A 22,779-nucleotide genomic window follows, 5' to 3' on the forward strand; every position below is an offset into this window, starting at 1 on the left:
GAATTCTCTATGAGTTCTTTAAATGAAACCTATTCCGGTTGGGTATAAGTCACAATGTCAATTCCAATGCCATTGGGGTCTACAATGGCAAAATGACGATCTCCCCAAACTTCATCGCGGATATCAATGGCAATGGGTACTCCGGCTTCTTTTAATTTCAGATACATCTGATCAACATCCTCCACCTCGATCGTAATATAAACTCCATTCCCTTGAAAGGGTGCTTGGAATAAGGCTTGTTGACTGGGATGATTAGGCTTTAAAAAGCTGATTTGAGATTGGCCTCCGGGACTATGCAACAAAAGGTAGAATTCATTTTCAAAACTGATCCCGAAGCCTAATACCTCAGTATAAAAGCTTTTTACCTCTGGTAAATTTTCGGTGATAATGCCAGCGTTCATTTTCATAGTTGGTGAATTTTGGGCCTTAGCTAAACTAAGGCTGAGACAGAAGCTAATTAGTGCTAAAAATTTCATTTTCAATTTATTGATAGCACAAAACTAGATGGGCGGGAAATGCCTTCTTTGTAAAAATCAGACATTTTAATCGAAGGCTTCGGAAGGAGTAACGCCGTAAAAGGTTTTAAAGCTTTTAATGAAATGGGCCTGATCATAAAAGCCTAGGTCAAAATAGAGTTTATCTCTTTTTAGACTTTGTCGACTGGGATTGGCCTTCAGAATATGCTGAAAGCGAACTACATTACTGAATGATTTAGCCGTGGTGCCAATATAGAAATTGAAAATTCGCTGCAAGTGGCGTGGACTTAGTCCCGTATCTAAGTCAGTCTCGGTGTTCAGATATCCTTTTCTTTCCAGGATTATTGCTAATGATTTTAGAAAGCGTTCATCGTAGCTTTTAGAGTCAAGATTGAGCTCGGACTTCAATTTAGTATTGAGGATGTCAACAATGGTCTGGAAACTTTGATCTGCCTTGATTTCAGATTGAATCCATTGGGCCAATGCTGGTAAATGAAGTTTTAGTTCCGAATCGCGCTCACTCAGACTTTTTGCATTAATTCCAAAAAGCATGGGGAACATCGCCGGGCGAAAACGGATGCCGATATAATTGAAAGAAGTACCAATGGAGAATTCGGTGTACTTCCGGCAAAAGCCCATCAGGAAACTTTCTGCTGGCTTATGGTGATTAAAGAATAGGTCAATACAGCCATCGGATACTACTCGATATTTAAAGTCCTCTGATAGATCCTTTTCAGTTTTTAACTGCCAATAGCAATAGATGAAATCAGATAGTTCCTCGCTCGACTTGTATTCCAGATAGATTAAGTCACCCTGAGTGCTTTTAACAGCGGGTTGAATAGGACTGTATAGGTTTTTTAAGTGCTGTAGTTCTTTCACTTCTTTTTAGGCCGCGATCCACTTGTTTTTATCCCCCAATCTTCAGGCTGGCACTAGCTAGTAGACCGTATATTAAAATGGGGAGCAAGGGGACCAAACTTATAATTAGGCTGTCAAGAATTCGGTTGTCTTTGGAAAGTTTTGGATTAGCACGCCAAATGAAGAACAAGGCTGTAATCCAAAAGAATAGACTTGCAAAGCTCAGAATTAGTAAATGTTTGACTCCATCGAGGTATTCATTTTCCAATAAAATTGATAAAGCAAAACTAAAAAGCGAGCCTCCCATAAAGCTGAAACTAATACTGATCATTTGCCCCGGACTCTTTTGACTTCGGTGCAACCAGCGCAGGCAAAGGAAAAGCAGAGCTAAATAGAGGAGGATCGACATAAGGGGTGATTAGGGTTCACTAAAGATCATAAAAAAAGCCCAAAGCAATTTCTTGCTCTGGGCTTAAATTTAAGCTGCTCTGAGCTTATTCAGCCTATTGCTTTACAAAGCGCAGACTGCTGCTCTCGCCATTGGCTAGGTCTACATTCATCACATAGATACCGGCAGGCAAATTCTCAATATCTATGGCATTTCCACGGATGTACTCACCTTCTTGGAAAAGAGTGCCACTTAAATGATAAATACGATAATTGGCATTTTGCTCTAGGTCCAAACGGATTTGCTTTTGAGCAGGATTAGGGTAGATCTCAAAGTCGAATGCTTTGGCACCTTCCACTAAACTGAAGAAAGTTTCGGTACTTAAAATATAGGTGTCATAAATATTCCAATCATCATTCATGTCCTTTTCATAGAAACTGAACTCATAAACCAATCCATTGGCATCAACCTTAGTGCGAACTTGTTCTTCAATCTCACCACTTAAATTGTTCATCAGGTTAATGCTGTCCAAAGAACCATTTACATTTTCATAGTAGATGAGGGTTTGGATAGGATAGGGTACTCCTGCAAAGGTGATTCCGATGATCAGGGAGTCTAATTTTCCAACGGCATTACGACGGAACATATAAATAACCTCATTACCAATTCCGCCACCGGGAGCATTAACCGCAGCACTATCGATCCCGAAATTATTGTAGTATATGTGTAAATCCTGAACCTTTACCAAATTACCGGTACCCGCGGTATCCATGTAAATTTCAGTAAGAGTGTCCTTGCGATTCGCATCGAAATACAGTTTTTCGTACTGCAGCGAGTCACCGGTTTGAGCGTCTACAATGTAAACCTCGTTTATATTACCACTGTGTGAGCAATTCCAGTTGGTAGTAATGTTTCCTTCGAAGGTTTCACGACCGTTAAGGAAGTTACCATTGACATCGCGATATACTTCTATTAATCCGAAAGTGTCGATAGGACTGGAGCTCGGATCGATATTAATGATCTTATTGTAGGGGATTAAATAGCCATCAAATAGCATCTCTAAATTGCGATTGATCGCAGGGGAATAATCATAATCTTGAGCCCAAAGTGCAGCGGGAATCAAGAACAGAGCTAGGAACGTTTTTTTCATGTTTTTCATCTTTATAACACTTGCAAGACGCTGTCTGTGCTAAGAAGGTTGGAATATGGGAAATAAAAAACCGCCTCCTTTTTCAAGGAGACGGTTCAAAGCTAATGATTTGAAAACTAGGCTTTATTCTCAGCCTTAATCTTATTCAAAGCGCTACCGGCACGGAACCAGGCGATTTGACTTTCATTATAAGTATGCTCACAAGTGATGGTATCTTCAGATCCATCAGCATGTTTCAATTTCAAATGGATAGGCTTGCCTTCCTGGAATTCGTTTAAATCCAAAGTATCGATGGTATCATCTTCCTGGAATTTGTCGTAATCCGCTTCATTAGCGAAGGTTAAACCTAACATACCTTGTTTCTTAAGGTTGGTTTCGTGAATACGGGCGAAGGACTTCACCAACACGATACGCATTCCTAAGTGACGAGGTTGCATAGCAGCATGCTCACGAGAAGACCCTTCTCCGTAGTTATGGTCACCCACAACAATGCTTGGAATTCCTTCTGCTTTGTAGGCACGTTGTACATCAGGCACCGAACCATACTCTCCAGTCAACTGATTTTTAACTAAACCAGCCTCACCATTAAAATAGTTAATGGCACCGGTTAAGGTATTGTTGGAGATATTGTCCAAATGACCACGGAAACGCAACCAAGGACCCGCCATAGAGATATGGTCGGTGGTACACTTTCCTTTAGCCTTGATGATCAATTTCATGCCCTCGATGTTTTTGCCATCCCAAGGCTGGAAAGGATCTAATAATTGTAAACGCTCAGAACCCTGGGCCACTACCACTTCTACATTGCTGCCATCAGAGGCAGGCTCATGGTAACCATTGTTCTCTACGGCATAACCTGCGGGTGGCATTTCAATACCTAAAGGCTCTTCCAGACGTACCTCTTCACCGGCCTCATTAACTAAGGTATCGGTCATGGGGTTAAAGGTCATGTCTCCGGCAATAGCCAAAGCAGTTACCAATTCAGGACTGGCAACAAAGCTGTGGGTATTAGGGTTTCCGTCATTACGCTTGGCGAAGTTCCGGTTGAAGGAAGTAATAATTGAGTTTTTACGATCTGGATCATCGGTATGACGAGCCCACTGACCGATACATGGTCCACAAGCATTAGCCAGCACTACACCACCCATAGCGTCGAAACGATCTAAAAGACCATCACGCTCAGCGGTAAAGCGTACTTGCTCAGAACCTGGAGTTACGGTAAACTCAGATTTTACCTTCAGTTTTTTATCAATAGCCTGCTGCGCAATAGAAGCGGAGCGGGTTAAATCTTCATAAGAGGAGTTGGTACAAGAACCAATTAAACCTACTTCCAATTTTGCAGGCCATCCGTTTTCTTTAACGGCTTTGGCGAACTCAGATAATGGAGTAGCGCGGTCTGGAGTATAAGGTCCATTGATATGAGGCTCTAAAGTACTCAGATCGATTTCAATTACCTGATCAAAGTATTGCTCTGGATTAGCATATACTTCGGCATCACCGGTAAGGTGCTCGGCAATTTGATCGGCAGCATCAGCTACTTCAGCACGACCGGTACCACGTAGGTACTCACCCATTTTGGCATCGTATCCGAAGGTAGAGGTGGTAGCGCCAATCTCGGCACCCATATTACAGATAGTACCTTTACCAGTACAGCTTAAAGACTCTGCACCAGGACCGAAATATTCTACAATAGCTCCGGTTCCACCTTTTACGGTAAGGATACCCGCTACTTTTAAGATAACGTCCTTAGAGGCAGTCCAGCCACTTAATTTACCGGTTAATTTAACTCCGATTAATTTGGGGAATTTCAATTCCCAAGGCATTCCGGCCATTACGTCTACCGCATCGGCACCACCTACACCAATTGCTACCATACCCAAACCACCGGCATTTACGGTGTGTGAGTCGGTACCAATCATCATTCCACCTGGGAAGGCGTAGTTTTCTAGTACCACCTGGTGGATAATACCTGCTCCGGGTTCCCAGAAACCGATACCGTATTTATTGGATACAGATTGTAAAAAGTCGAATACCTCGGAACTTTTTTCTTTCGCGTTGGCCAAATCTTTCTTGGCACCTACCTGAGCCTGGATCAAGTGATCACAGTGTACGGTAGAAGGAACAGCGGCGGTTTTTCTACCACTCTGCATAAACTGCAATAGCGCCATTTGAGCGGTCGCATCTTGCATAGCTACCCGGTCGGGAGCGAAGTTTACATAGCTTTTACCACGGGTATAAGGGCTATCGGGATTACCGTCCCAAAGGTGTGCGTAAAGAATTTTTTCCGCGAGGGTAAGAGGTTTGCCGGTGAGTTCACGGGCCGCGTTTACGCGCTCCGGAAATTTGGCGTAAACCTCTTTGATCATTTCAATGTCAAAAATCATGTGTTTGGATTTTACGGAAGGGACACAAAAATATAAAAGAGCGAATGGATATGCCCCGCTCATAAAGGGCATTTATATCTATACTGAGTCTAAATATCAAAGACCGGTATAATTCTGGGGGCTAATGGCCCGCATTTCGGTTTTAATGGTTTCACTTACCTCCAGTCCTTCAATGAAGCTAGCAATGGTTTTCGCATTAATTCCCTCATTGGTTCGGGTTAATGCTTTTAAAGCTTCATAAGGTTTTGGGTAGCCTTCGCGACGAAGGATATTCTGGATACCTTCTGCAACTACAGCCCAATTAGCTTCCAAATCGGCGTCTAATGCGGCTGGGTTTAAAAGTAATTTACCTAAACCTTTCATAGTGGCATTAAAGGCGATTACCGTATGCGCTAAAGGCACTCCGATATTGCGTAAAACCGTACTATCGGTGAGGTCGCGCTGTAAACGTGAAACCGGCAATTTAGCCGAAAGGTGCTCAAACAAGGCATTGGCAATCCCCAGGTTCCCTTCACTGTTTTCAAAATCAATGGGGTTTACCTTATGAGGCATGGCCGATGAACCAACCTCACCTTCTTTGATGCGTTGTTTGAAATAATCCATCGAGATATAAGTCCACATATCGCGGTCTAAATCCAAAACGATGGTATTAATGCGTTTCAGGCAGTCAAATAAAGCTGCCAGATGATCGTAATGTTCAATTTGAGTGGTGGGCCAGGAGTGTTGTAAGCCTAAAATTTCGCCTACAAACTGATCACCAAAGGCTTTCCAATCGTACTCAGGATAGCATAAATGATGCGCATTGAAATTGCCCGTAGCTCCACCAAATTTGGCGGCGAAGGGAATGTGACGTAATAATCGCATTTGCTGGTCCAGGCGCTCTACGAATACCTCTATTTCCTTACCTAATCGGGTAGGGGAAGCAGGCTGACCGTGAGTACGAGCCAACATTGGGATGTCTGCCCATTGATCGGCTAAATCAGAAAGGCTAACTACCAAATCCCCTAAAAGGGCCAGGTAATCTTGCTCAATATATTCTTTCAGAGAAAGGGGAACCGAAGTATTATTAATATCCTGAGAGGTTAAACCGAAGTGGATAAACTCCTGATATTTTTCGAGATCCAGCTTTTCGAAATGCTCCTTAATGAAGTACTCTACCGCCTTAACATCGTGGTTGGTGGTTTTTTCAATCTCCTTAATACGCATGGCATCCTTAAGATCGAAATCCAAATAAATGTCTCGCAATTCAATAAAGCGAGCGCGGTCGAAATTTTGCAGCTGTGGTAAGGGCAATTCGCAAAGTGCGATGAAATATTCAATCTCTACTCGTACCCGATATTGGATCAAGGCGAATTCAGAGAAATAGTTCCCCAGCTTTTTACTTACTTTGTGATAGCGGCCGTCTACCGGCGAAATCGCGCGTAATTGCTCTTCCATTTCCGATTTTAAATAAGCTGCAAAAGTAAGGATTCTCTATGTGGAAATTCTTCCAAAGTCTAGGAATAAGTCTTAAGGCCTACGGACAGGCTCTGCCTCAGATGTTTCGCAAGGGTTACCGTCGGTATTTAGCCCTGCCCATTCTGGTCTATTTGGCTCTTTTATCAGGCCTTATTTGGCTGATGATGAACAATATTAACCGCTGGCTAAATCTGATTTTAGGCTGGTTTGGTTACAATTTGGGTGAATTAGAAACCTACAGTTTTATCCTGGTTATCATCCTGCAAATCCTCATGCTCTTCTTTATGAGCAGCCTCTTTAAATATGCGGTGCTCATCTTGCTAGCTCCTTTTATGAGCTTTTTGTCGGAGAAGGTAGAGGAGGAACAAACCGGTCGGACTAATCCTTTTTCTTTAGCTCAAATGCTAAAGGATGTGCTCCGCGCAATTCGCATCAACCTGATCAATTTCCTGCGGGAGATGGCCCTCACCATTCTATTATGGATACTAGCCTTTATTCCACTAATAGGTTTACTAAGTCCCCTGCTGATTTTTGTTTTACAATCCTATTTCTTAGGCTATGGCCTGATGGATTACAATGCAGAGCGCTGGCGCTGGAATTATGGGAAAACCGAGAGATGGATGCGTTCCAATAAAGTGGCCGTAACTTCAGTAGGTATGATATTTCACGCCCTTTTCCTGGTTCCTTTTCTGGGATGGATATTCGCTCCGGCCTGGTCTGTGATTGCCGGTACAAGAGTGGCTTTGGATTTAGAATCCAGTAATCAGAGCCTCAAAGCTTAAAGCTTCCGGAATAAAGCTTAATTGGTTTTCCTCCTTATTCACCTTAGCCCAATAAGTTTCCAAACCATTGCTGATTAAAAGGTAAGGGACCTGATAATGCAGATTGTAGCGACAAGCTTGGTCAAAGGTTTCCTGGGTGATTTTTACCTGCGGAGCTTTGCATTCGCCAATCATTAAAGCTTGGCCTTTATGGTAGATCAGTAAATCGGTACGCTGACTTTTACCATACAATTTGAATCCGCCTTCCAAGGCAAAGGCTGTAGAGGGATAGCCTAATTCGCTGCGCAGATAATGCACTAAATGTTGGCGTACCCATTCTTCAGGAGTGAGAACTAAGTTCTTTTTTCGGAGATCATCCCAAACCCATATTTGATCATTCCTTTTTCCCAATTTTAAGGGAGCTGGTGGGAGTGTTAAAGGGACTAATTTTTCCATTTGCCAAATATAGAGGCAACCTCCGAGGGAAGGCTGCGTCCAAGCCCAAAGATATGTTATATCTTGCGTCGCCTTATTTTTCAAGTCTTGGCATGGACTATAGTGCTCTGGTAGCAGAAATTAAAAAAAAGCAGTTCCGCCCGATCTATTTTTTGATGGGGGAGGAACCCTTTTTCATTGATCAAATTAGCAAGCTTATTGAAGAAACGGCTCTGTCGGAAGAGGAGCGCAGTTTCAATCAAACTGTATTGTATGGATCGGATGTAAATACCTCGCAGGTGATCTCCGAAGCAAAACGTTTCCCAATGATGGCGGAACGGGTTGTAATCATTGTGAAAGAAGCACAGCATATCCGTGATTTGGATAAGCTCGAAAGCTATGCCATGCAGCCTCAACCCAGTACGGTTTTGGTTTTTGCCTACAAGCATAAGAAGCTTGATAAGCGTAAAAAGATTGCCAAGATATTGGATAAGGAGCATGTTCTTTTTGAATCCAAACGCATTTACGATAATCAGGTACCCGCTTGGGTGGAGAAACTCTTGAAATCCAAGGGTTTTGATGCCAGCCCAAAAGCGGTGCAAATGATTGCGGAAAGCTTGGGTACCGATATTGGCCGGATTTATAGCGAGATCAACAAATTGGCATTGATTGTTCCCAAGGGATCTACCATCGATGAAAATACGGTTGAAACCAATATTGGGATAAGTAAGGACTTCAACAATTTTGAGCTTTGCAATGCCATTAACAGCGGGAACTTCGCCAAGGCCATTCGCATTCAGAAGTACTTCGAAGCCAACCCCAAGGATAATCCGCTCGTTGTCACCACAGGTATTCTTTTTCGGAATTTCCGCATTTTAATGTTAATGGCACAAGCAAAGGCTTCTGGCCTGCCCGAGAATAACTTAGCTAAAGAAGCTGGTGTATCTCCTTGGCAAGCAAAAGACTATCTCCCCGCTTTACGCTTTTTTGATGTGCGTCGAATTGCCCGAATTATGGGATATTTGCGCGAAACTGATATGAAATCTAAAGGAGTGAATAATCAGGGAGCCAGCGATGGTGACCTGCTCAAAGAACTTCTGTTTAAGATTATTTACCAATAGACCCTAAACATTCTCGATGAAGAATTTCTCTGCCCTCTTAAGCTTTGCCCTACTCATTGGCGCATTTAACTTAAATGCCCAAAGTACTGGAACAATCAGAGGCTTTGTTTACGATAAAGAAACTGAAGAGGCCATCCCATTTGCCAATGTGGTAATTGAGGGAACAAGCAAAGGGTCTACAGCATCCGACAATGGTTTTTATCAAATTAATGAAGTAAAGGTTGGTAAAGTAAAAGTGGTTGCCAGTTTCATTGGTTATGAAACCGTATCACAGGTAGTTACCATCAAGGCCGGAACCCTTGAAAACCTTAATTTTTACTTAGCCGAATCCAGTGAAATTCTGGATGAAGTGGAAGTATCTGCCGAACGTAAAGAACGGGATACCAAAGTACTTACCTCGGTAGTAACCTTGGACCCAAAAGAAATTACCCGATTCTCTGTGGGGGGTGATGCCGATATTATTAAAGCGGTTCAAGTATTACCCGGGGTTGTAACTACTGGTGATCAAGGGGGACAATTATACATCCGTGGGGGGGCGCCCATTCAAAACCTTATTCTATTGGATGGGATGATTATCTACAATCCTTTTCACAGCATTGGGTTCTTCTCAGTATTTGATAATGATATTATCCGCTCAGCCGATGTTTATACCGGAGGATTTAGCGCTGAATACGGTTCCAGAAACTCCGCGGTAATGGATATCCGTACCCGTGCCGGAAACCGTAAGAAGCTTTCCGGAAAGGTTAGTGCCAGTACTTATACTTCTAAGATCTTACTGGAGACTCCCCTGGGGCCAAAGAATAAAAGAGGTTTTGCTAATTCCTCATTTCTTTTATCGGCTAAAACCTCCTACCTCGACCAAAGCTCGCAGCTTTTCTATCCTTATGTAGAAACCGAATTTGATGGATTACCCTTCACCTTCACCGACATCTACGCCAAGTTTACCAGTCAGGCCGAAAATGGTTCTCAGATCAATGCCTTCGGATTTAGCTTTGACGATGGTGTACGCTATGGATTGCAAAACAGTATCGATTGGCAATCTCAAGGAGCCGGATTTAACTTCCTTGTAATTCCAGCTACTTCCAAGGTTTTATTGAGTGGAGACGTGAGTTACTCCTATTACGATATCAATTCGATTGAGGGCGATTTATTACGTTCTTCTGCCATTACCGGATTTAACGGAGGTTTGGACTTCACCTATTTCTTCCGCAAGGCTGATGAATTAAAAGTGGGTATTGAAGCCATTACTTACTCTACGGTTTTTGATGTGGATGCGCCTTTAGGTATTTCGGTAGCTCAACAAGAAAACACTACCGAATTAGGTACCTATGCTCGCTACCGCTATAGTTCTAACCGATTAATTGCGGAGCCTAGCTTACGTTTACACTATTACGGTAGTCAAGCAGAATTGAGCTTTGAACCCCGTTTGGGAATTAAATACAATATCACTGATTGGTTACGTCTTAAAGCCAGCGGTGGATTTTACTCTCAAAACCTGGTGGCCGGTAATTCCGATCGTGACGTTGTAAACCTTTTCTACGGATTCTTAAGTGCTATTCCACAAAGTGACATTCCTTCCACCTTCCGTGGAGAGGAGTTAACCAGCACCTTGCAGAAAGCCCAGCATTTGGTTTTAGGTTTTGAAACTGAGATTACGTCCAAATTAACCTTAAATGTGGAAGGCTATATCAAGAACTTCAATCAGATCACCAACCTGAATCGTAACCAGATTTATGATGAAGGAAGCTATTCTGCTCAGGGGAAACCTGAAATTCTGATTAAAGACTTTATCGTAGAAAAGGGAATTGCCAGAGGGGTGGACTTCCTATTGAAGTATACCGATAAAGATTTGTACTTATGGATGGCTTACTCCTTAGGAGAGGTAACTCGTGATGATGGTATTCGCGTTTACAATCCAAGTTTCGATCGTCGTCATAACTTGAATTTTGTAGGCAACTACACCTTCGGTAAAAATCGCAATTGGCTGTTTAGCTTGCGTTATAACTTTGGAACAGGATTTCCATTTACACCCACCCAATTGTTCTACAGCGAGCAGCCTTTCGTAGATAACCGCGGACAAGCATCAGTGGATTATGATTATACCACTTCCAATGGTCAGGATGGTGTATTATACGGTGAGTTAAATACTCGTAGATTACCTAATTACCATCGTGTGGATGTAAGCTTAGCTAAGACTTTCAATTTTGGAGATAGCCAGGAATTGGAAATTAGCGCAGGAGCCACTAATATTCTCAATTACGAGAATATCTTCTACTACGATCGTACCGCCAATAAGCGCGTAAACCAATTACCTTTTATGCCTACCGTAGCGGTAAGCTTTGCCTTCTAAGAGAAGAGGTTGTATTTAAGAATACAGTAGATCGCGCGGAAGCCGTCCTTCCAGTTGATCTTCTTGCCTTCATCGAAGGTTCGGCCATAATAGCTGATCCCTACTTCGTAGATGCGAATTCCGGGAACCCGGGCCACCTTTGCGGTTACTTCAGGCTCAAAGCCGAAGCGATTTTCGCGCAATTTCAAATCCTGAATAATATCGGTACGGAATAGCTTATAGCAGGTTTCCATATCGGTTAAATTCAGATTGGTGAACATATTCGAAAGGAAAGTGAGGAATTTGTTTCCGATGCTATGCCAGAAGAATAAAATGCGGTGGGCATTGCCTCCCATAAAACGGGAGCCATAAACCACATCTGCAACACCTTTAACTGCTGGTGCTAGGAGGATATTAAATTCCTTAGGATCATATTCCAGATCCGCATCCTGGATGATCGTGAAATCACCAGTGGCCATTTTAATTCCGGTATGTAAGGCGGCGCCTTTTCCCTTGTTTACTGAATGTGATTCATAAACAATCGGGAAATCATGATGGCTTCTTTGGTAGCGGAAAATGGCTTCCTCAGTATTATCAGTAGAGCAATCATTCACAACAATTACTTCCTTTTCGATACCATTGATCAATTCTACTTCTCGAAGCTGATCTAAAATATGATGAATGGTAGCCCCTTCATTATAGGCGGGCACTACGATAGAAAGTTTGCGAATCTCCATTTAGCTCTCAATTGAAGCGGCTAAAATAGAAATAAAAAAAACCGTCGATGCTAGAGACATGGACGGTTTTAATTAAAGTAGGTCGCAATTAAATTTTACGGTATTTCAAACTCTTTTCACCCACCCGTACTACATAGATTCCATCAGGTAAGGATCGTAAGTCAATTTGAGGATCTTTTTTAGCCAGAGGATCAATTTCTGAATCGAAATAAACTCGGCCAGCGATATCGTAAACTGCAATACGGCTTGCTGTGTTTTGATCTCCTAACTTTACCCGAAGTAATCCGTCACCGGGATTGGGGTACAGGCTGGCTTCTTCCAGTTTAACTTCACCACCATTGCCAAGCAACCCAACCGGGGGTGGTGAGTCTAAGTCGGTAGGATCCGGTTTAGGCGTATGTTGATACTCCGTTTCCGGTTTTACATTAGGTGTAGATTGCGCCTGAGCGGTAGAGAAAATGCCCAAAGCGAAAAAGGATGCGAGTAAATAGGGAAGCTTTTTCATAATGTTAGTTTTAAGTGTTTTCGTTTTCAATAACAAAGTTCACTTGTATGACAGTTTAAGCCTTGTGGATAGTTGCCTGTCTTCTGTTAAAGAAGCGTTAAAGGCTAATTTTCAAGGACTAAGCATTATATTTTTGAGGCATGTCGAGATTTAAACAGAGGGCAGCCAAGCGATTAAATTGGTTGATCTTGCTCATGACCTTATCCCTTTTAGGGGTTACCGGAATACAAGCATACTGGCTGAAAAATGCCTACGATTTAAGAGAGGAGAAATTCGAAAGTGAAGTGGGTCAGGCACTTGCCGATGTTACCGAGCGATTAGATAATCTCTCTTCCATGCGTTTCCTCTTTAATAGTTTCAGTGTTCAGCCCTTCTTTAGTGAGAACCTGGCTCCCCATTTAGGCTTTCCCGGCAGGGATACCATGATGGGCGATTTGAAATTAACCATGCGTCTTGGTCCCGATACAGTGATCCTGTACAATACCGATCCTGATGATTCCCTCTTCCAAGCCATTGAAGATCGAAAGGGTTTAATACTTAGAACGGCGCCGGATCAAATGATGCGCAAAGGAGCACAATTAGATATGCTTCTGCGAAAAATGGTGCGTTTCGAATTAAGTCGACGCCAAAGTGATAGCAGTTGGATGGATCGAAAGATGCTGGATTCCTTGATCACCTTCGAACTCAAATCGCGGGGTATTGATATTCCTTACGAATTTGCCGTGGCTAATGATAAGGAGATCATTCTGAGTTCACGACGCTGGGATCCCAATGATCATCAGCATACTGCTATGCTCTTCCCGAATGATATCTTAACCAATGAGATTCTTTCACTCTCCTTTCCTTCGAAGGCCAATTATATATTTCAGTCGCTTTGGGTAATGTTATTGGTTTCCCTGCTCTTTACCGTGGCTATTGTATACACCTTTTACCGCACTCTTAATTTCTCGCTTAAGCAAAAGCGGATTAGCGATATCAAGACGGATTTCATCAATAATATGACCCATGAGTTTAAAACGCCTATCGCGACCATTAACCTGGCCATTGATGCCCTCCGTAATCCTAAAGTAAGAGGGGATAGCCAGCGTATTGAGCATTATAGTAATATGATTAAGCAGGAAAATCAAAGGATGAACCTGCAGGTAGAAAGTGTGCTGCGGATGGCATTATTGGATAAGCAGGAATTAGACCTTGAATTCAAGAAGGCCGATGTTATTGAAGTGGTGCAGGGCTGCCTAGATCACATTAGTCTGCAATTAGAAAGCAAGGGTGGACGTTTACAGAAATTCTTTAATGAACAACATCGCGAATTGCGAATCGACGCCAACCACCTTTCGAATACCATCATTAATATTTTGGATAATGCCATGAAGTACTCGGTTGGCGCACCCGAAATAAAGGTGGTAACTGAAAGCACTCAGAATCATTTTATCCTGATAATCAGTGATAAAGGGATGGGGATGACCAAAGAAGAACAGAAACATATTTTCGACCGTTTTTATCGGGTAAGCGCGGGAGACCTGCACAACATTAAAGGGCATGGTCTTGGATTAAGCTACGCGAAAGGAATTGTCGAGTCCCATGGTGGACGAATAGAAGTAGAAAGCGAAAAAGGAAAAGGCAGTAAGTTTTATATCTACCTACCAATTAATGCATAAAAATGAAACAAACAACGAAAGTACTCCTGGCAGAAGATGATCCTAACTTTGGTGCGGTGCTCCGCGACTATCTAGAGCTCAATGATTTTGATGTTCATCTTGCTACTGACGGACAAGAAGCCCTCCGCTTGTTTAAATCGACCGACGAATTAGATCTCTGCATTTTAGACGTTATGATGCCCCTCAAAGACGGCTTCACCTTGGCCAGTGATATCCGTAAAATTGATGGCGAAATTCCCTTGATCTTCCTCACCGCCAAATCCATGAAAGAAGATATGTTAAAGGGTTTCCAATTGGGAGCAGACGATTACCTTACTAAGCCCTTCGACTCCGAAGTTTTACTCTATAAAATCAAGGCCTTACTCAACCGTAAATTTGGGGAGGAGGAAGAAGAGATTCACTTTAAAATCGGTCGCTATGAATACGATTCTGAAATGCGGGTTTTAAAGATCGGACGTGAGGAAAGAAAACTGAGTCCTAAAGAAGGAGCCCTCCTGAAACTCCTGGCACAGAACAAGAATAATCTCGTAAAACGCAGTACTGCTCTCAATAAAATTTGGAAGGACGACAATTACTTTACCGGTCGTAGTATGGACGTTTACCTGGCAAAAGTGCGCAAATACCTAAAGGATGATCCCAAGGTGGCAATTATCAATGTACACAGCGAAGGCTTCCGTTTGGTAGACGATCTTTAATCTTCCAAATCACCACTGGCTAAAACCTCCCAGGTATGATCAGCCAGTAGCTTTACCGTATACAGAAAGCGTTTAAACTTGGGTTTCAACCATTCATCCGGTGCAATCATTGACAATACATGTTGCTCTTGATGGTTCAGGTAAAGGTGGTAGATATGGTTGATCTCCGGCTTAAAACCCATCTTAGCCTCATAAATGCGGGCGGCTAAATCCTTGCGTTCCTGAATGGCATGCGCCTGACGAGCTAAAAGATCTATCTGCTCCTTTATTTGCGCTAATTGCATATCGGTTTGCTCTTCCATAGCGGTTAGAGCCCTACTGCGGATTACCCCTTGCTTTGTTGGCTTAATTACCGCTCCACCTACCGTATGTGCATAGGGAAGGGTAGAAGGGTTTTCAGTGATTTTATCTGGATCAATCGGATTTACAAAGTCCTTATTTTCTTTAGCCTTCTTGTCAGCCATCTTTATTCATCTTCTTTAAAACCTTTCTGCTCCGGTGCTCTACCGATCGATTGGCCAGGGTATGCTTCTGCAAAATTCTTTGATTTTCTTGGAGAACCAAGGGATACTTTTTCATTTTCTACAACGGATCTCGAGCAAAGTTCCCGGTTACCTGTTAACCGAATCACTTGGAAGGATTGCATCAGATATAAATCAAGCCTTCTCTTTCATCGCCAAAGCAGCGGTAGTCACCACAATGATAGGAGAGGGCGCTCATTAAGGCTAAGAGGGCATCTAAATGATGCCAGCTTAGAATGTCATTAGAATTGATTTTTAATGAAGGACGCATGCAAGAGCGAACCTTGGAAATACAATCTTTTAGGGCAGACTTAGTTCCCTTATAACCTATTGATTTCAGATCAAATCTCTGGGCCATCAATTTGGGATAGGTTTCCAATATTTTAAGGCGCTCAGACTCCAAACTAGCTTTTAGTTCAATGGCTCTGGCGGCCAATCCACCTAAAAACATGGGCGACATGGCTCTGGTCTCTCGATCGGCTAAACGGAAATGGTAATCTTCAAAGCCACTTAAATTACGATAGACTCCTGGTAAGCTTAAAGGGGCATCAATGAATAGTAATTCGGGTTCAAAATGAGTCACAGCATTGCGAATGAATTGATCTGCATCTACCTTGGGCTCCACTTCCATAAAGAAGATATTAGGCTCCTGGTATATGGCTATCACGGTATTTCCCGAAAGCTTGCTTCCGTAGTCAATTCCGAAAATCGTTCCCATGCCTGATTAAAAGATTTCTTGAATTACCTTTTCGCGATGTGCAAACATCTCTTTCAATTGCTTTTGGACCAGCCAGGGATGTGCCCAACGGGATAAAGCCTCCAGAGGCAGTCGATAATGAAGCTCATCACTAATAAGAGTGCCCCCATCTTTGGCTTCAAAGCGATGCAAGTGATGCCACATCTTAAAAGGGCCGGTAAGCATTTCATCTACAAAATAGTCTTCCTTATTTACGGCACTGATCTCAGAAGTCCAGTTTAAGGGGATACCTAAGATGGGTGAAACCTTATAACGTAAAATCATGCCGGGAAACATTGTAGAACTGGGCTTCTCTACAATGCGCATTTTCATTTTTGCCGGAGTAATGCGCAATAGGTTTTCAGGATCGGAAAAGAATTCCCAAACCTCCTTAAGCGGCGCATTTACCCACTGTTCTTGCTTTAGTTGATACATACCAGTCTAACGCTAAACAGCGGTTCTGGTTCATAGACTAAATGGCCTTTCCAGAAACTTGGGCAAACGGAAATTGGACTCAAAAAAAAGCGCCTCCATTTCGGAAGGCGCTTTTTGCATAAGAGCTTGATTCTTAGAAAGAATCCCACATTTTATCGTATTTCACCGCTTTAGGAGTAATACACATCACCGGAATTTCACTGTGGTAAATAACGGCTTGCATTTCATTACCCAAGAAGTAGTCGGTAATATCAGTTGGGCCAGCTTCTTCAGTAATAATTACCAAATCACCTTCGGCCTCATAGGCATGATTCAAGATATTGCGAACGACCCCACGACGTGATGGGTTCTCAATAATTTGATGTTCGCATTCCACACCGTGGCTGCGAATAAAGGTTTCTACCTGGTTTACATGGCCACGTAAAATATTCAGCTGGCTTTCGTTTTCTTTCACAGCCACCACCAAAACTTTGGCGCCAAATAGGCGGGCGTACTCCAAGGTAGGACCTACTTTCTCCTTGCTATGACGATCCATCAATAAGGGGAAAATGATGGTTTCGATCTTTTCAATTTCACGCACCCCTTTAATAGTAACCACAGGAGGTTTTACTAAGGCGGCAGTGCGGTAGGCATTAGATCCAATGAAGCGCTTGCGAAGGTTTTGGGGCTTACCATTAGTTCCCATTACCACCAGATTGGCATCGATAAGACTGCTTACCCGGGCAATTTCTTCATACACTACACCTTCGGCAACCATGGTGTTGGTTGGGATGTTGTGATCTTTCTGGAAGTTTTCGGCAACTTCCTTCAATTTTTTACTTACCTCACTATGAATTTGCTCGGTATTAGTGGAGCTGGAGAACATCTTCGAAAAGAAACCTCCTTCTTCAATTACAGAGAGTAAGGTAATGCTGGCGTTTTCGGTAGCTTTGGCAAAAATTGAGGCTTGGTTTAAAGCGGTCAAGGATTGCTCAGAAAATCCGATCGGAACCAGGATCTTGAATGAATCAGACATAAGAGGAACGAATTAGTGCCTCAAAGTTAAGTTAATCCCCGAATACGAACAGTATGCCTGCATCTGAAATCATTCTTAACCCTGATTTAAGTGTTTATCACTTACATTTAAAAAATGGCGAAGTACCACGAAAGGTAGTCACAGTGGGGGATCCCGACCGAATAGACTGGTTAATTCCCCACTTCGATCAGGTATATTCCGATCAACAATTCAGGGAATTTCGGAGCCTTCGAGGAAGTATTGGGCAGCAAGATATGCTCTGTATTTCGACGGGTATCGGTACCGATAATGTCGATATCGTGCTCAATGAATTGCATTTGGCCTATGCCTGGGATTTAAGCAAGCGCGAACTTCAAAGCGAGGAATTAGCGCCCATGCAAGTTTTGCGTTTGGGAACCAGCGGCACTTTGCGTGAAGACATTCCTATCGATAGCATATTGATGTCGGAAGCAGCTTTGGGTTTCGATTATCTCATGCACTTTTACAATTGGCCCGACTTTCGGAAACTGGAAGGCTTAGAGGCTTTTCCAGAACCCTATTTCACCTGGGGATCAGAGGAAATGCGAGATCAGTTTCGATCTATGGCCCAGCACAGTGGCATTACGGTTACAGCCAATGGCTTTTATGGACCGCAGGGCAGAAACCTTCCTTTAAAAGCGAAGAATGCCAATTGGTTGGATCTTTTAGCGGCCCAAAAGCTGGAAGGCCGCTCCATCACCAATCTAGAAATGGAAACGGCCGGTATTTATGCCTTAGGCAGTCTCTTAAATATGGAATGTCTTTCCTTATCCGCCATCCTTGCCAATCGGAGGACTCAGGTATTCAGCAAAAAGCCTGAGACTATCGTTCAAGGAATGATAGCTCAGGCTTTGGAAATTTATAGTGCAGAATAGCCGCTTAGCGCGCTACGTTTACGGCACGAGTTTCTCGGATTACGGTAATCTTTACCTGTCCGGGATAGGTCATTTCATTTTGAATTTTCTGGCTGATATCGAAGCTGATTTTCGCAGCATCGGCATCACTCACTTTCTCGCAATCTACAATTACCCGAAGCTCACGACCGGCTTGCACCGCATAAGCTTGAGTAACCCCATTTTGAGAAATTGCTAATTGCTCCAGGTCTTTCAAACGCTGCATATAGCTTTCGGCGATCTGACGACGTGCACCGGGACGGGCTCCAGAAATACCATCGCAAACCTGAACGATAGGAGAGATAAGGCCAGTCATCTCAATTTCATCGTGGTGAGCACCAATCGCATTACATACTTCAGGTTTTTCGCCGTATTTCTCGGCCATCTTCATACCCAAAATAGCGTGTGGCAATTCACTTTCTTCCGAAGGTACTTTACCAATATCATGCAATAAGCCGGCACGCTTGGCGATCTTAGGATTCAAACCTAATTCAGCCGCCATAATACCACAGAGGTTGGCCACTTCACGTGAGTGTTGCAGCAAGTTTTGTCCGTAAGAAGAACGGTATTTCATACGACCAACCATGCGAACCAACTCAGGATGCAAGCCGTGAATACCTAAATCGATCGTAGTACGCTTACCCACTTCGAAGATTTCCTCTTCAATTTGTTTACGAGTCTTATTACAAACTTCTTCAATACGGGCTGGGTGAATACGTCCGTCTGAAACCAATTTGTGTAAAGAAAGGCGGGCAATCTCACGACGTACTGGATCAAAGCAGCTTAGGATAATTGCTTCCGGGGTATCATCCACAATAATTTCAACACCGGTTGCTGCTTCCAGGGCGCGAATGTTACGACCTTCACGACCGATGATACGGCCTTTAACATCGTCGTTTTCAATATTAAATACCGAAACGGAGTTTTCCACAGCCTGCTCAGTAGCTACTCTCTGGATGGTTTGGATCACCACTTTACGGGCTTCACGAGTGGCACTTAATTGCGCTTCTTCCATGGTTGTTTGGATGAAGGCGGCGGCATCGGTTTTAGCCTCTTCTTTAAGAGCTTCTAATAATTGGTTTTTAGCTTCCTCTGGACTTAAGCCGGAGATTACTTCCAATTGCTCCACCTGCTTGCGGTGCATTTTTTCGAGCTCCTTACTGCGAGCATCATTCACCTCTACCTTTTTGCTCAGTTCCTCGCGCAGGCGTTGGTTTTCCTTATAATCTTTCTTGTTGTTTTCGGCATGCTCGCGCACCCTTTGTTCTTTTTCCTTCAGGTTATTAAAGCGGTCGTTGAGCTTTTGCTCACGCTTGTTAATTACCTTTTCATGTTCGGCTTTCAGCTCCAGGAATTTCTCCTTGGCCTGTAAGATTTTCTCCTTTTTAATGCCTTCAGCTTCTTTTTGAGCTTCGGCCAGGATATTTTGATTTTTCTTTTTTAAGATCAGCATATTAAAAACGAAGGCGGTTCCAAAGCCTACGATTAAAGCTGCCAGAATAAGAATTAAAGTTGTTGTTTCCATCTTTCTAATTGGTTCATAAAAAAACCCGCACCCTTTTCGTGTTTCGTCTAAACCCCGTTTAGACAGGTTCGGAGCTTACCGGATAATTTCGACCTTCCACTCGAGGGAGGCATGATCTAGAAAACCCGAGCTAAACTCCTATTATTGATAATGTTGAGTTTAGCAAATACAGGAAAGGATGCGGGAAAAAATTTGTAAAAGAACGTTGCTATTGCGTCGCTTGCTTTAGTTTTTCCGAAAGACGGTCTAAATGTGCTCCAATATCATCTCCACTCACCAAATTATCGATTTGGATTTTCTCCAAACGCGAGGCTAACTGCAAGGCACACATCGCCAGCAGGTCTTGTTTGTCTCGCACCGCATATCCATCTTCATACTTCTTTAAGATGGCCTCGATACTCTTGGCGGCTTTACGGATGTTTTCCTCTTCATCTCTGCGGATGGTTAAAGGGTAGACCCGATCGGCCAGGGATACTTTTATTTTTAGCAAATCTGACATTTCACTATCTCTCAGGAAAATCACTCATTCAACAAAGCTATACAGCGATCTATTTCCCGCATTAAAGAACCCAATTTCGCTTTAGCGGCTTTTGCTTCCTCCGGATCACCGGCCAAACCACGCGCCAGGCGTAAGCGTTCTAATTGAATTCCTAAGTTTTGGACTTCATCCGACTGCGAATGCAATTGAGCCTCCAGCTCCACGATCTTCTCCTTCAGTTGTACATTTTCCTTTTGTACCACTAAATGATCACTGATAATGTGGTTAATCAGTTGTTCCAGATCCTTGATCTTTGCTTCAATTGCCTTCATGCATCGCAAAAAACTCCAATGGCCAAAGTTAGCAAGCCATATTGGGATAACAAACCCCTTTTTATGGGAAGAAAAATTCCTTTCGGCTTCGAAAATGGCCCTTAATTTTGAATAAATTCGAGCATGTCTAAGATACTATCATTCACTCTACTTTTACTATTCAGCCTTGGGCTTGTTGGGCAAAACAATTATCCGCAAGACTATTTTATTAGTCCCTTGCCTATAAAACTCTATTCATCCGGCACCTTTGGCGAGTTGCGCAGTAATCATTTTCATTCGGGGCTCGACTTAAAAACGCAGGGGAAGGTAGGCATTCCAGTTTTGGCTGCCGCCGAAGGAGATATCGTTCGCATTAAAGTGTCACCCTATGGTTTTGGAAAGGCTCTATATCTAAGGCATCCCAATGGTTATACCACGGTTTATGCCCATTTACTATCCTTTAGCCCCGACCTGGAAGCCTACATAATTTCGGAAATGCGTCGCTTGCAGAAAAACGAGATTGAATTATATCCTCCCGCGGCTAAGTTTCATTATAACCAGGGCGATACTCTTGCACTTAGTGGCAACAGCGGTGGCAGTGGCGGTCCGCACCTTCATTTCGAAGTTCGTGATAGTCGCACAGAGAAGATCATCAATCCCTTGCTTTTTGGATTTGAAGTAGAAGATCATCGTCAGCCTGAATTAGGTCCATTGCAGGTTTATTATTTCGAAAATCATCAACCTGCGGGTCAAAAGGAATACAGCCTATTGCAAAAGCAGGCAGGCGATTATGTCCTTACGGGTGATGGGATTGTAGATGCAAGTGGAGCGGTTTCCTTCGGGCTCTCTGCCATCGATCGGCAGGATGGGTATAATAACCGTAATGGTGTTTACGATCTTAAACTCTATGTTGGAGATGATTTAATCCATGAGTTTAAAATGGAAACCTTCGCCTTTGCGGAGAGTCGATACATTAATGCACATATCGACTATGGTTTAAAGGCCTGTTGCAAGCAAACGTCCCATCGACTTTATCGGGAGCCGGGTAATAAATTGAGTACTTATCCGGCCCAAGCCGAGGCCGGGCATTTAACTTTCGATAAAGACACGGTGGTGCCGGTACGAATTGAAGCTCGTGATGTAGCAGGTAATTTAAGCGTGCTCAATTTCGATTTGCAGTATACCGCCGTTCAGGAAGCAAGCTCTGAATTGGAGCCAATAAGCGAGGAAGAACTGGGGAATTCAGAGTTTTTAATTGCAAGAGTGGAACCCGATCAGGCGGAGCTGATAAAAGGGGAGAGCTATGAGCTCAATATTAAGCCCGGTAGTTTTTACCGCGAATACGTTCTCGAAATTGCCCAGGAAGAATTACCCGAAACTTATAGTGACCTTTTCACTTTTGGATCCCGTGAAATTCCGGTGCATCTCTATTACGATCTAAAATTGCGCCTCAACCATTTACCCAAGGGCGTTGATCCCAGCAAGTTTTTTATTGCCAGCTATCAGGATGGCAAGTATGATGAGTACGAAGGCGGTAGCTATAAAGACGGTTGGATTAGTACCCGCACCCGACAATTAGGTCAGTTTGCCATTGCCCTGGATACCTTGGCGCCAGAGATTTCGGCTATCGACTTTAAAGATGGAATGCCCCTTAAACAAAGCCAATTGCAAATTCGGGTACGTGATGATTTAAGTGGACTCCAAGAATATGATGCCTGGGTGAATGGCGAATGGGTTCCTATTTATTATGATGCTAAAACCGATCGCTTGCTCTTGAAAACCAAATATTGGCCTCTTTCTCAAGACTCTAAACAAGTGTTAAAATTGCGTGTTGTTGATGATAAAAAGAATGTAAGTGAGCAAACATGGACTCTTTTTGCCCCTTAGATGCT

23 protein-coding genes are annotated in these 22,779 nt (G+C 43.1%); 7 read left to right on the plus strand and 16 right to left on the minus strand.

The annotated features are described in order from the left end of the window. Positions 1-29 precede the first annotated feature (29 nt). The 6 genes from H4K34_RS14005 to purB all read right to left on the minus strand — a co-directional run bounded on the left by H4K34_RS14005 (position 30) and on the right by purB (position 6,693). Positions 30-407 carry a VOC family protein gene (locus H4K34_RS14005; RefSeq protein WP_210758014.1) on the minus strand — a complete coding sequence of 126 codons (378 nt, stop codon included), beginning with the start codon at positions 405-407 and terminating at the stop codon, positions 30-32. 135 nt (positions 408-542) lie between these two features. Next, complete coding sequence (locus H4K34_RS14010) at positions 543-1,355, minus strand: AraC family transcriptional regulator (RefSeq protein WP_210758015.1); 813 nt, start codon at positions 1,353-1,355, stop codon at positions 543-545. Positions 1,356-1,383: 28 nt separating this feature from the next. Then, entirely contained in the window at positions 1,384-1,743 is a 360-nt protein-coding gene (locus H4K34_RS14015) for a hypothetical protein (protein ID WP_210758016.1), read from the minus strand. A gap of 94 nt (positions 1,744-1,837) precedes the next feature. Further along, positions 1,838-2,872 (minus strand): T9SS type A sorting domain-containing protein, encoded by a 1,035-nt coding sequence (locus tag H4K34_RS14020; protein WP_210758017.1) that lies wholly within the window; start codon positions 2,870-2,872, stop codon positions 1,838-1,840. A 116-nt stretch (positions 2,873-2,988) separates the two neighbouring features. Continuing rightward, positions 2,989-5,256, minus strand: coding sequence for an aconitate hydratase (locus tag H4K34_RS14025; RefSeq protein ID WP_210758018.1), 2,268 nt, complete (start codon positions 5,254-5,256; stop codon positions 2,989-2,991). 96 nt (positions 5,257-5,352) lie between these two features. Beyond that, on the minus strand, positions 5,353-6,693 hold the full coding sequence (purB, locus tag H4K34_RS14030) for an adenylosuccinate lyase (RefSeq protein WP_210758019.1): 1,341 nt from the start codon (positions 6,691-6,693) through the stop codon (positions 5,353-5,355). A 38-nt stretch (positions 6,694-6,731) separates the two neighbouring features. Between purB and H4K34_RS14035 the strand changes: the two genes are divergently transcribed. Then, positions 6,732-7,496, plus strand: coding sequence for an EI24 domain-containing protein (locus H4K34_RS14035; RefSeq protein ID WP_210758020.1), 765 nt, complete (start codon positions 6,732-6,734; stop codon positions 7,494-7,496). Here the strand turns inward: H4K34_RS14035 and H4K34_RS14040 are convergent. Then, the gene (locus H4K34_RS14040; RefSeq protein WP_210758021.1) at positions 7,464-7,931 is read right to left on the minus strand and encodes a type I restriction enzyme HsdR N-terminal domain-containing protein; all 468 of its coding nucleotides are present in this window, start codon (positions 7,929-7,931) and stop codon (positions 7,464-7,466) included. The genes H4K34_RS14035 and H4K34_RS14040 overlap by 33 nt on opposite strands. Before the next feature lie 92 nt (positions 7,932-8,023). On the opposite strand from H4K34_RS14040, the gene holA reads away from it, so the two are divergent. Beyond that, positions 8,024-9,031 (plus strand): DNA polymerase III subunit delta, encoded by a 1,008-nt coding sequence (gene holA / locus H4K34_RS14045; RefSeq protein ID WP_210758022.1) that lies wholly within the window; start codon positions 8,024-8,026, stop codon positions 9,029-9,031. Between the two features lie 16 nt (positions 9,032-9,047). After that, on the plus strand, positions 9,048-11,381 hold the full coding sequence (locus tag H4K34_RS14050) for a TonB-dependent receptor (RefSeq protein ID WP_210758023.1): 2,334 nt from the start codon (positions 9,048-9,050) through the stop codon (positions 11,379-11,381). On the opposite strand, the gene H4K34_RS14055 is transcribed toward H4K34_RS14050, so the two are convergent. Then, positions 11,378-12,097: a glycosyltransferase family 2 protein gene (locus H4K34_RS14055; RefSeq protein ID WP_210758024.1), complete on the minus strand. Its 720-nt coding sequence runs from the start codon at positions 12,095-12,097 to the stop codon at positions 11,378-11,380. The genes H4K34_RS14050 and H4K34_RS14055 overlap by 4 nt on opposite strands. 88 nt (positions 12,098-12,185) lie before the next feature. Then, entirely contained in the window at positions 12,186-12,602 is a 417-nt protein-coding gene (locus tag H4K34_RS14060; RefSeq protein WP_210758025.1) for a T9SS type A sorting domain-containing protein, read from the minus strand. Positions 12,603-12,742: 140 nt separating this feature from the next. Between H4K34_RS14060 and H4K34_RS14065 the strand changes: the two genes are divergently transcribed. Both H4K34_RS14065 and H4K34_RS14070 read left to right on the plus strand, forming a co-directional pair. Next, positions 12,743-14,260, plus strand: a complete 1,518-nt coding sequence (locus H4K34_RS14065; RefSeq protein ID WP_210758026.1) for a sensor histidine kinase — start codon at positions 12,743-12,745, stop codon at positions 14,258-14,260. A gap of 2 nt (positions 14,261-14,262) precedes the next feature. Further along, positions 14,263-14,955, plus strand: a complete 693-nt coding sequence (locus H4K34_RS14070) for a response regulator transcription factor (protein WP_210758027.1) — start codon at positions 14,263-14,265, stop codon at positions 14,953-14,955. Here H4K34_RS14070 and H4K34_RS14075 read toward each other — a convergent pair. The 4 genes from H4K34_RS14075 to H4K34_RS14090 all read right to left on the minus strand — a co-directional run bounded on the left by H4K34_RS14075 (position 14,952) and on the right by H4K34_RS14090 (position 17,662). Continuing rightward, positions 14,952-15,419, minus strand: coding sequence for a DUF2452 domain-containing protein (locus H4K34_RS14075; protein WP_210758028.1), 468 nt, complete (start codon positions 15,417-15,419; stop codon positions 14,952-14,954). The genes H4K34_RS14070 and H4K34_RS14075 overlap by 4 nt on opposite strands. A 181-nt stretch (positions 15,420-15,600) precedes the next feature. Then, the gene (locus tag H4K34_RS14080) at positions 15,601-16,194 is read right to left on the minus strand and encodes a DUF429 domain-containing protein (protein ID WP_210758029.1); all 594 of its coding nucleotides are present in this window, start codon (positions 16,192-16,194) and stop codon (positions 15,601-15,603) included. A gap of 6 nt (positions 16,195-16,200) precedes the next feature. Further along, entirely contained in the window at positions 16,201-16,647 is a 447-nt protein-coding gene (locus H4K34_RS14085; RefSeq protein WP_210758030.1) for an SRPBCC family protein, read from the minus strand. Positions 16,648-16,780: 133 nt separating this feature from the next. Next, positions 16,781-17,662, minus strand: a complete 882-nt coding sequence (locus H4K34_RS14090; RefSeq protein WP_210758031.1) for a universal stress protein — start codon at positions 17,660-17,662, stop codon at positions 16,781-16,783. A gap of 53 nt (positions 17,663-17,715) precedes the next feature. Between H4K34_RS14090 and H4K34_RS14095 the strand changes: the two genes are divergently transcribed. Continuing rightward, positions 17,716-18,555 carry a phosphorylase family protein gene (locus H4K34_RS14095; protein WP_210758032.1) on the plus strand — a complete coding sequence of 280 codons (840 nt, stop codon included), beginning with the start codon at positions 17,716-17,718 and terminating at the stop codon, positions 18,553-18,555. Between the two features lie 4 nt (positions 18,556-18,559). Here H4K34_RS14095 and rny read toward each other — a convergent pair whose 3' ends face one another. From rny to H4K34_RS14110, 3 genes are all read right to left on the minus strand, one after another. Further along, positions 18,560-20,098 carry a ribonuclease Y gene (gene rny / locus H4K34_RS14100; protein ID WP_210758033.1) on the minus strand — a complete coding sequence of 513 codons (1,539 nt, stop codon included), beginning with the start codon at positions 20,096-20,098 and terminating at the stop codon, positions 18,560-18,562. A gap of 208 nt (positions 20,099-20,306) precedes the next feature. Further along, positions 20,307-20,597 carry a cell division protein ZapA gene (locus tag H4K34_RS14105; RefSeq protein ID WP_210758034.1) on the minus strand — a complete coding sequence of 97 codons (291 nt, stop codon included), beginning with the start codon at positions 20,595-20,597 and terminating at the stop codon, positions 20,307-20,309. 20 nt (positions 20,598-20,617) lie between these two features. Continuing rightward, entirely contained in the window at positions 20,618-20,908 is a 291-nt protein-coding gene (locus H4K34_RS14110) for a hypothetical protein (RefSeq protein WP_210758035.1), read from the minus strand. Positions 20,909-21,031: 123 nt separating this feature from the next. On the opposite strand from H4K34_RS14110, the gene H4K34_RS14115 reads away from it, so the two are divergent. Further along, positions 21,032-22,774: a M23 family metallopeptidase gene (locus H4K34_RS14115; protein ID WP_210758036.1), complete on the plus strand. Its 1,743-nt coding sequence runs from the start codon at positions 21,032-21,034 to the stop codon at positions 22,772-22,774. Positions 22,775-22,779: the final 5 nt, after the last annotated feature.

Source organism: Croceimicrobium hydrocarbonivorans, from assembly GCF_014524565.1.
Taxonomy (GTDB): Bacteria; Bacteroidota; Bacteroidia; order Flavobacteriales; family Schleiferiaceae; genus Croceimicrobium; species Croceimicrobium hydrocarbonivorans.

What these genes read in the sequence shown, in the direction of transcription:
- H4K34_RS14005 (WP_210758014.1), bottom strand. Translation starts at nt 407, where the DNA reads ATGAAAATGAACGCTGGCATTATCACCGAAAATTTACCAGAGGTAAAA.
- H4K34_RS14015 (WP_210758016.1), bottom strand. Translation starts at nt 1,743, where the DNA reads ATGTCGATCCTCCTCTATTTAGCTCTGCTTTTCCTTTGCCTGCGCTGG.
- H4K34_RS14020 (WP_210758017.1), bottom strand. Translation starts at nt 2,872, where the DNA reads ATGAAAAAAACGTTCCTAGCTCTGTTCTTGATTCCCGCTGCACTTTGG.
- H4K34_RS14025 (WP_210758018.1), bottom strand. Translation starts at nt 5,256, where the DNA reads ATGATTTTTGACATTGAAATGATCAAAGAGGTTTACGCCAAATTTCCG.
- purB (WP_210758019.1), bottom strand. Translation starts at nt 6,693, where the DNA reads ATGGAAGAGCAATTACGCGCGATTTCGCCGGTAGACGGCCGCTATCAC.
- H4K34_RS14035 (WP_210758020.1), top strand. Translation starts at nt 6,732, where the DNA reads ATGTGGAAATTCTTCCAAAGTCTAGGAATAAGTCTTAAGGCCTACGGA.
- H4K34_RS14040 (WP_210758021.1), bottom strand. Translation starts at nt 7,931, where the DNA reads ATGGAAAAATTAGTCCCTTTAACACTCCCACCAGCTCCCTTAAAATTG.
- holA (WP_210758022.1), top strand. Translation starts at nt 8,024, where the DNA reads ATGGACTATAGTGCTCTGGTAGCAGAAATTAAAAAAAAGCAGTTCCGC.
- H4K34_RS14050 (WP_210758023.1), top strand. Translation starts at nt 9,048, where the DNA reads ATGAAGAATTTCTCTGCCCTCTTAAGCTTTGCCCTACTCATTGGCGCA.
- H4K34_RS14055 (WP_210758024.1), bottom strand. Translation starts at nt 12,097, where the DNA reads ATGGAGATTCGCAAACTTTCTATCGTAGTGCCCGCCTATAATGAAGGG.
- H4K34_RS14060 (WP_210758025.1), bottom strand. Translation starts at nt 12,602, where the DNA reads ATGAAAAAGCTTCCCTATTTACTCGCATCCTTTTTCGCTTTGGGCATT.
- H4K34_RS14065 (WP_210758026.1), top strand. Translation starts at nt 12,743, where the DNA reads ATGTCGAGATTTAAACAGAGGGCAGCCAAGCGATTAAATTGGTTGATC.
- H4K34_RS14070 (WP_210758027.1), top strand. Translation starts at nt 14,263, where the DNA reads ATGAAACAAACAACGAAAGTACTCCTGGCAGAAGATGATCCTAACTTT.
- H4K34_RS14075 (WP_210758028.1), bottom strand. Translation starts at nt 15,419, where the DNA reads ATGGCTGACAAGAAGGCTAAAGAAAATAAGGACTTTGTAAATCCGATT.
- H4K34_RS14080 (WP_210758029.1), bottom strand. Translation starts at nt 16,194, where the DNA reads ATGGGAACGATTTTCGGAATTGACTACGGAAGCAAGCTTTCGGGAAAT.
- H4K34_RS14085 (WP_210758030.1), bottom strand. Translation starts at nt 16,647, where the DNA reads ATGTATCAACTAAAGCAAGAACAGTGGGTAAATGCGCCGCTTAAGGAG.
- H4K34_RS14090 (WP_210758031.1), bottom strand. Translation starts at nt 17,662, where the DNA reads ATGTCTGATTCATTCAAGATCCTGGTTCCGATCGGATTTTCTGAGCAA.
- H4K34_RS14095 (WP_210758032.1), top strand. Translation starts at nt 17,716, where the DNA reads ATGCCTGCATCTGAAATCATTCTTAACCCTGATTTAAGTGTTTATCAC.
- rny (WP_210758033.1), bottom strand. Translation starts at nt 20,098, where the DNA reads ATGGAAACAACAACTTTAATTCTTATTCTGGCAGCTTTAATCGTAGGC.
- H4K34_RS14105 (WP_210758034.1), bottom strand. Translation starts at nt 20,597, where the DNA reads ATGTCAGATTTGCTAAAAATAAAAGTATCCCTGGCCGATCGGGTCTAC.
- H4K34_RS14110 (WP_210758035.1), bottom strand. Translation starts at nt 20,908, where the DNA reads ATGAAGGCAATTGAAGCAAAGATCAAGGATCTGGAACAACTGATTAAC.
- H4K34_RS14115 (WP_210758036.1), top strand. Translation starts at nt 21,032, where the DNA reads ATGTCTAAGATACTATCATTCACTCTACTTTTACTATTCAGCCTTGGG.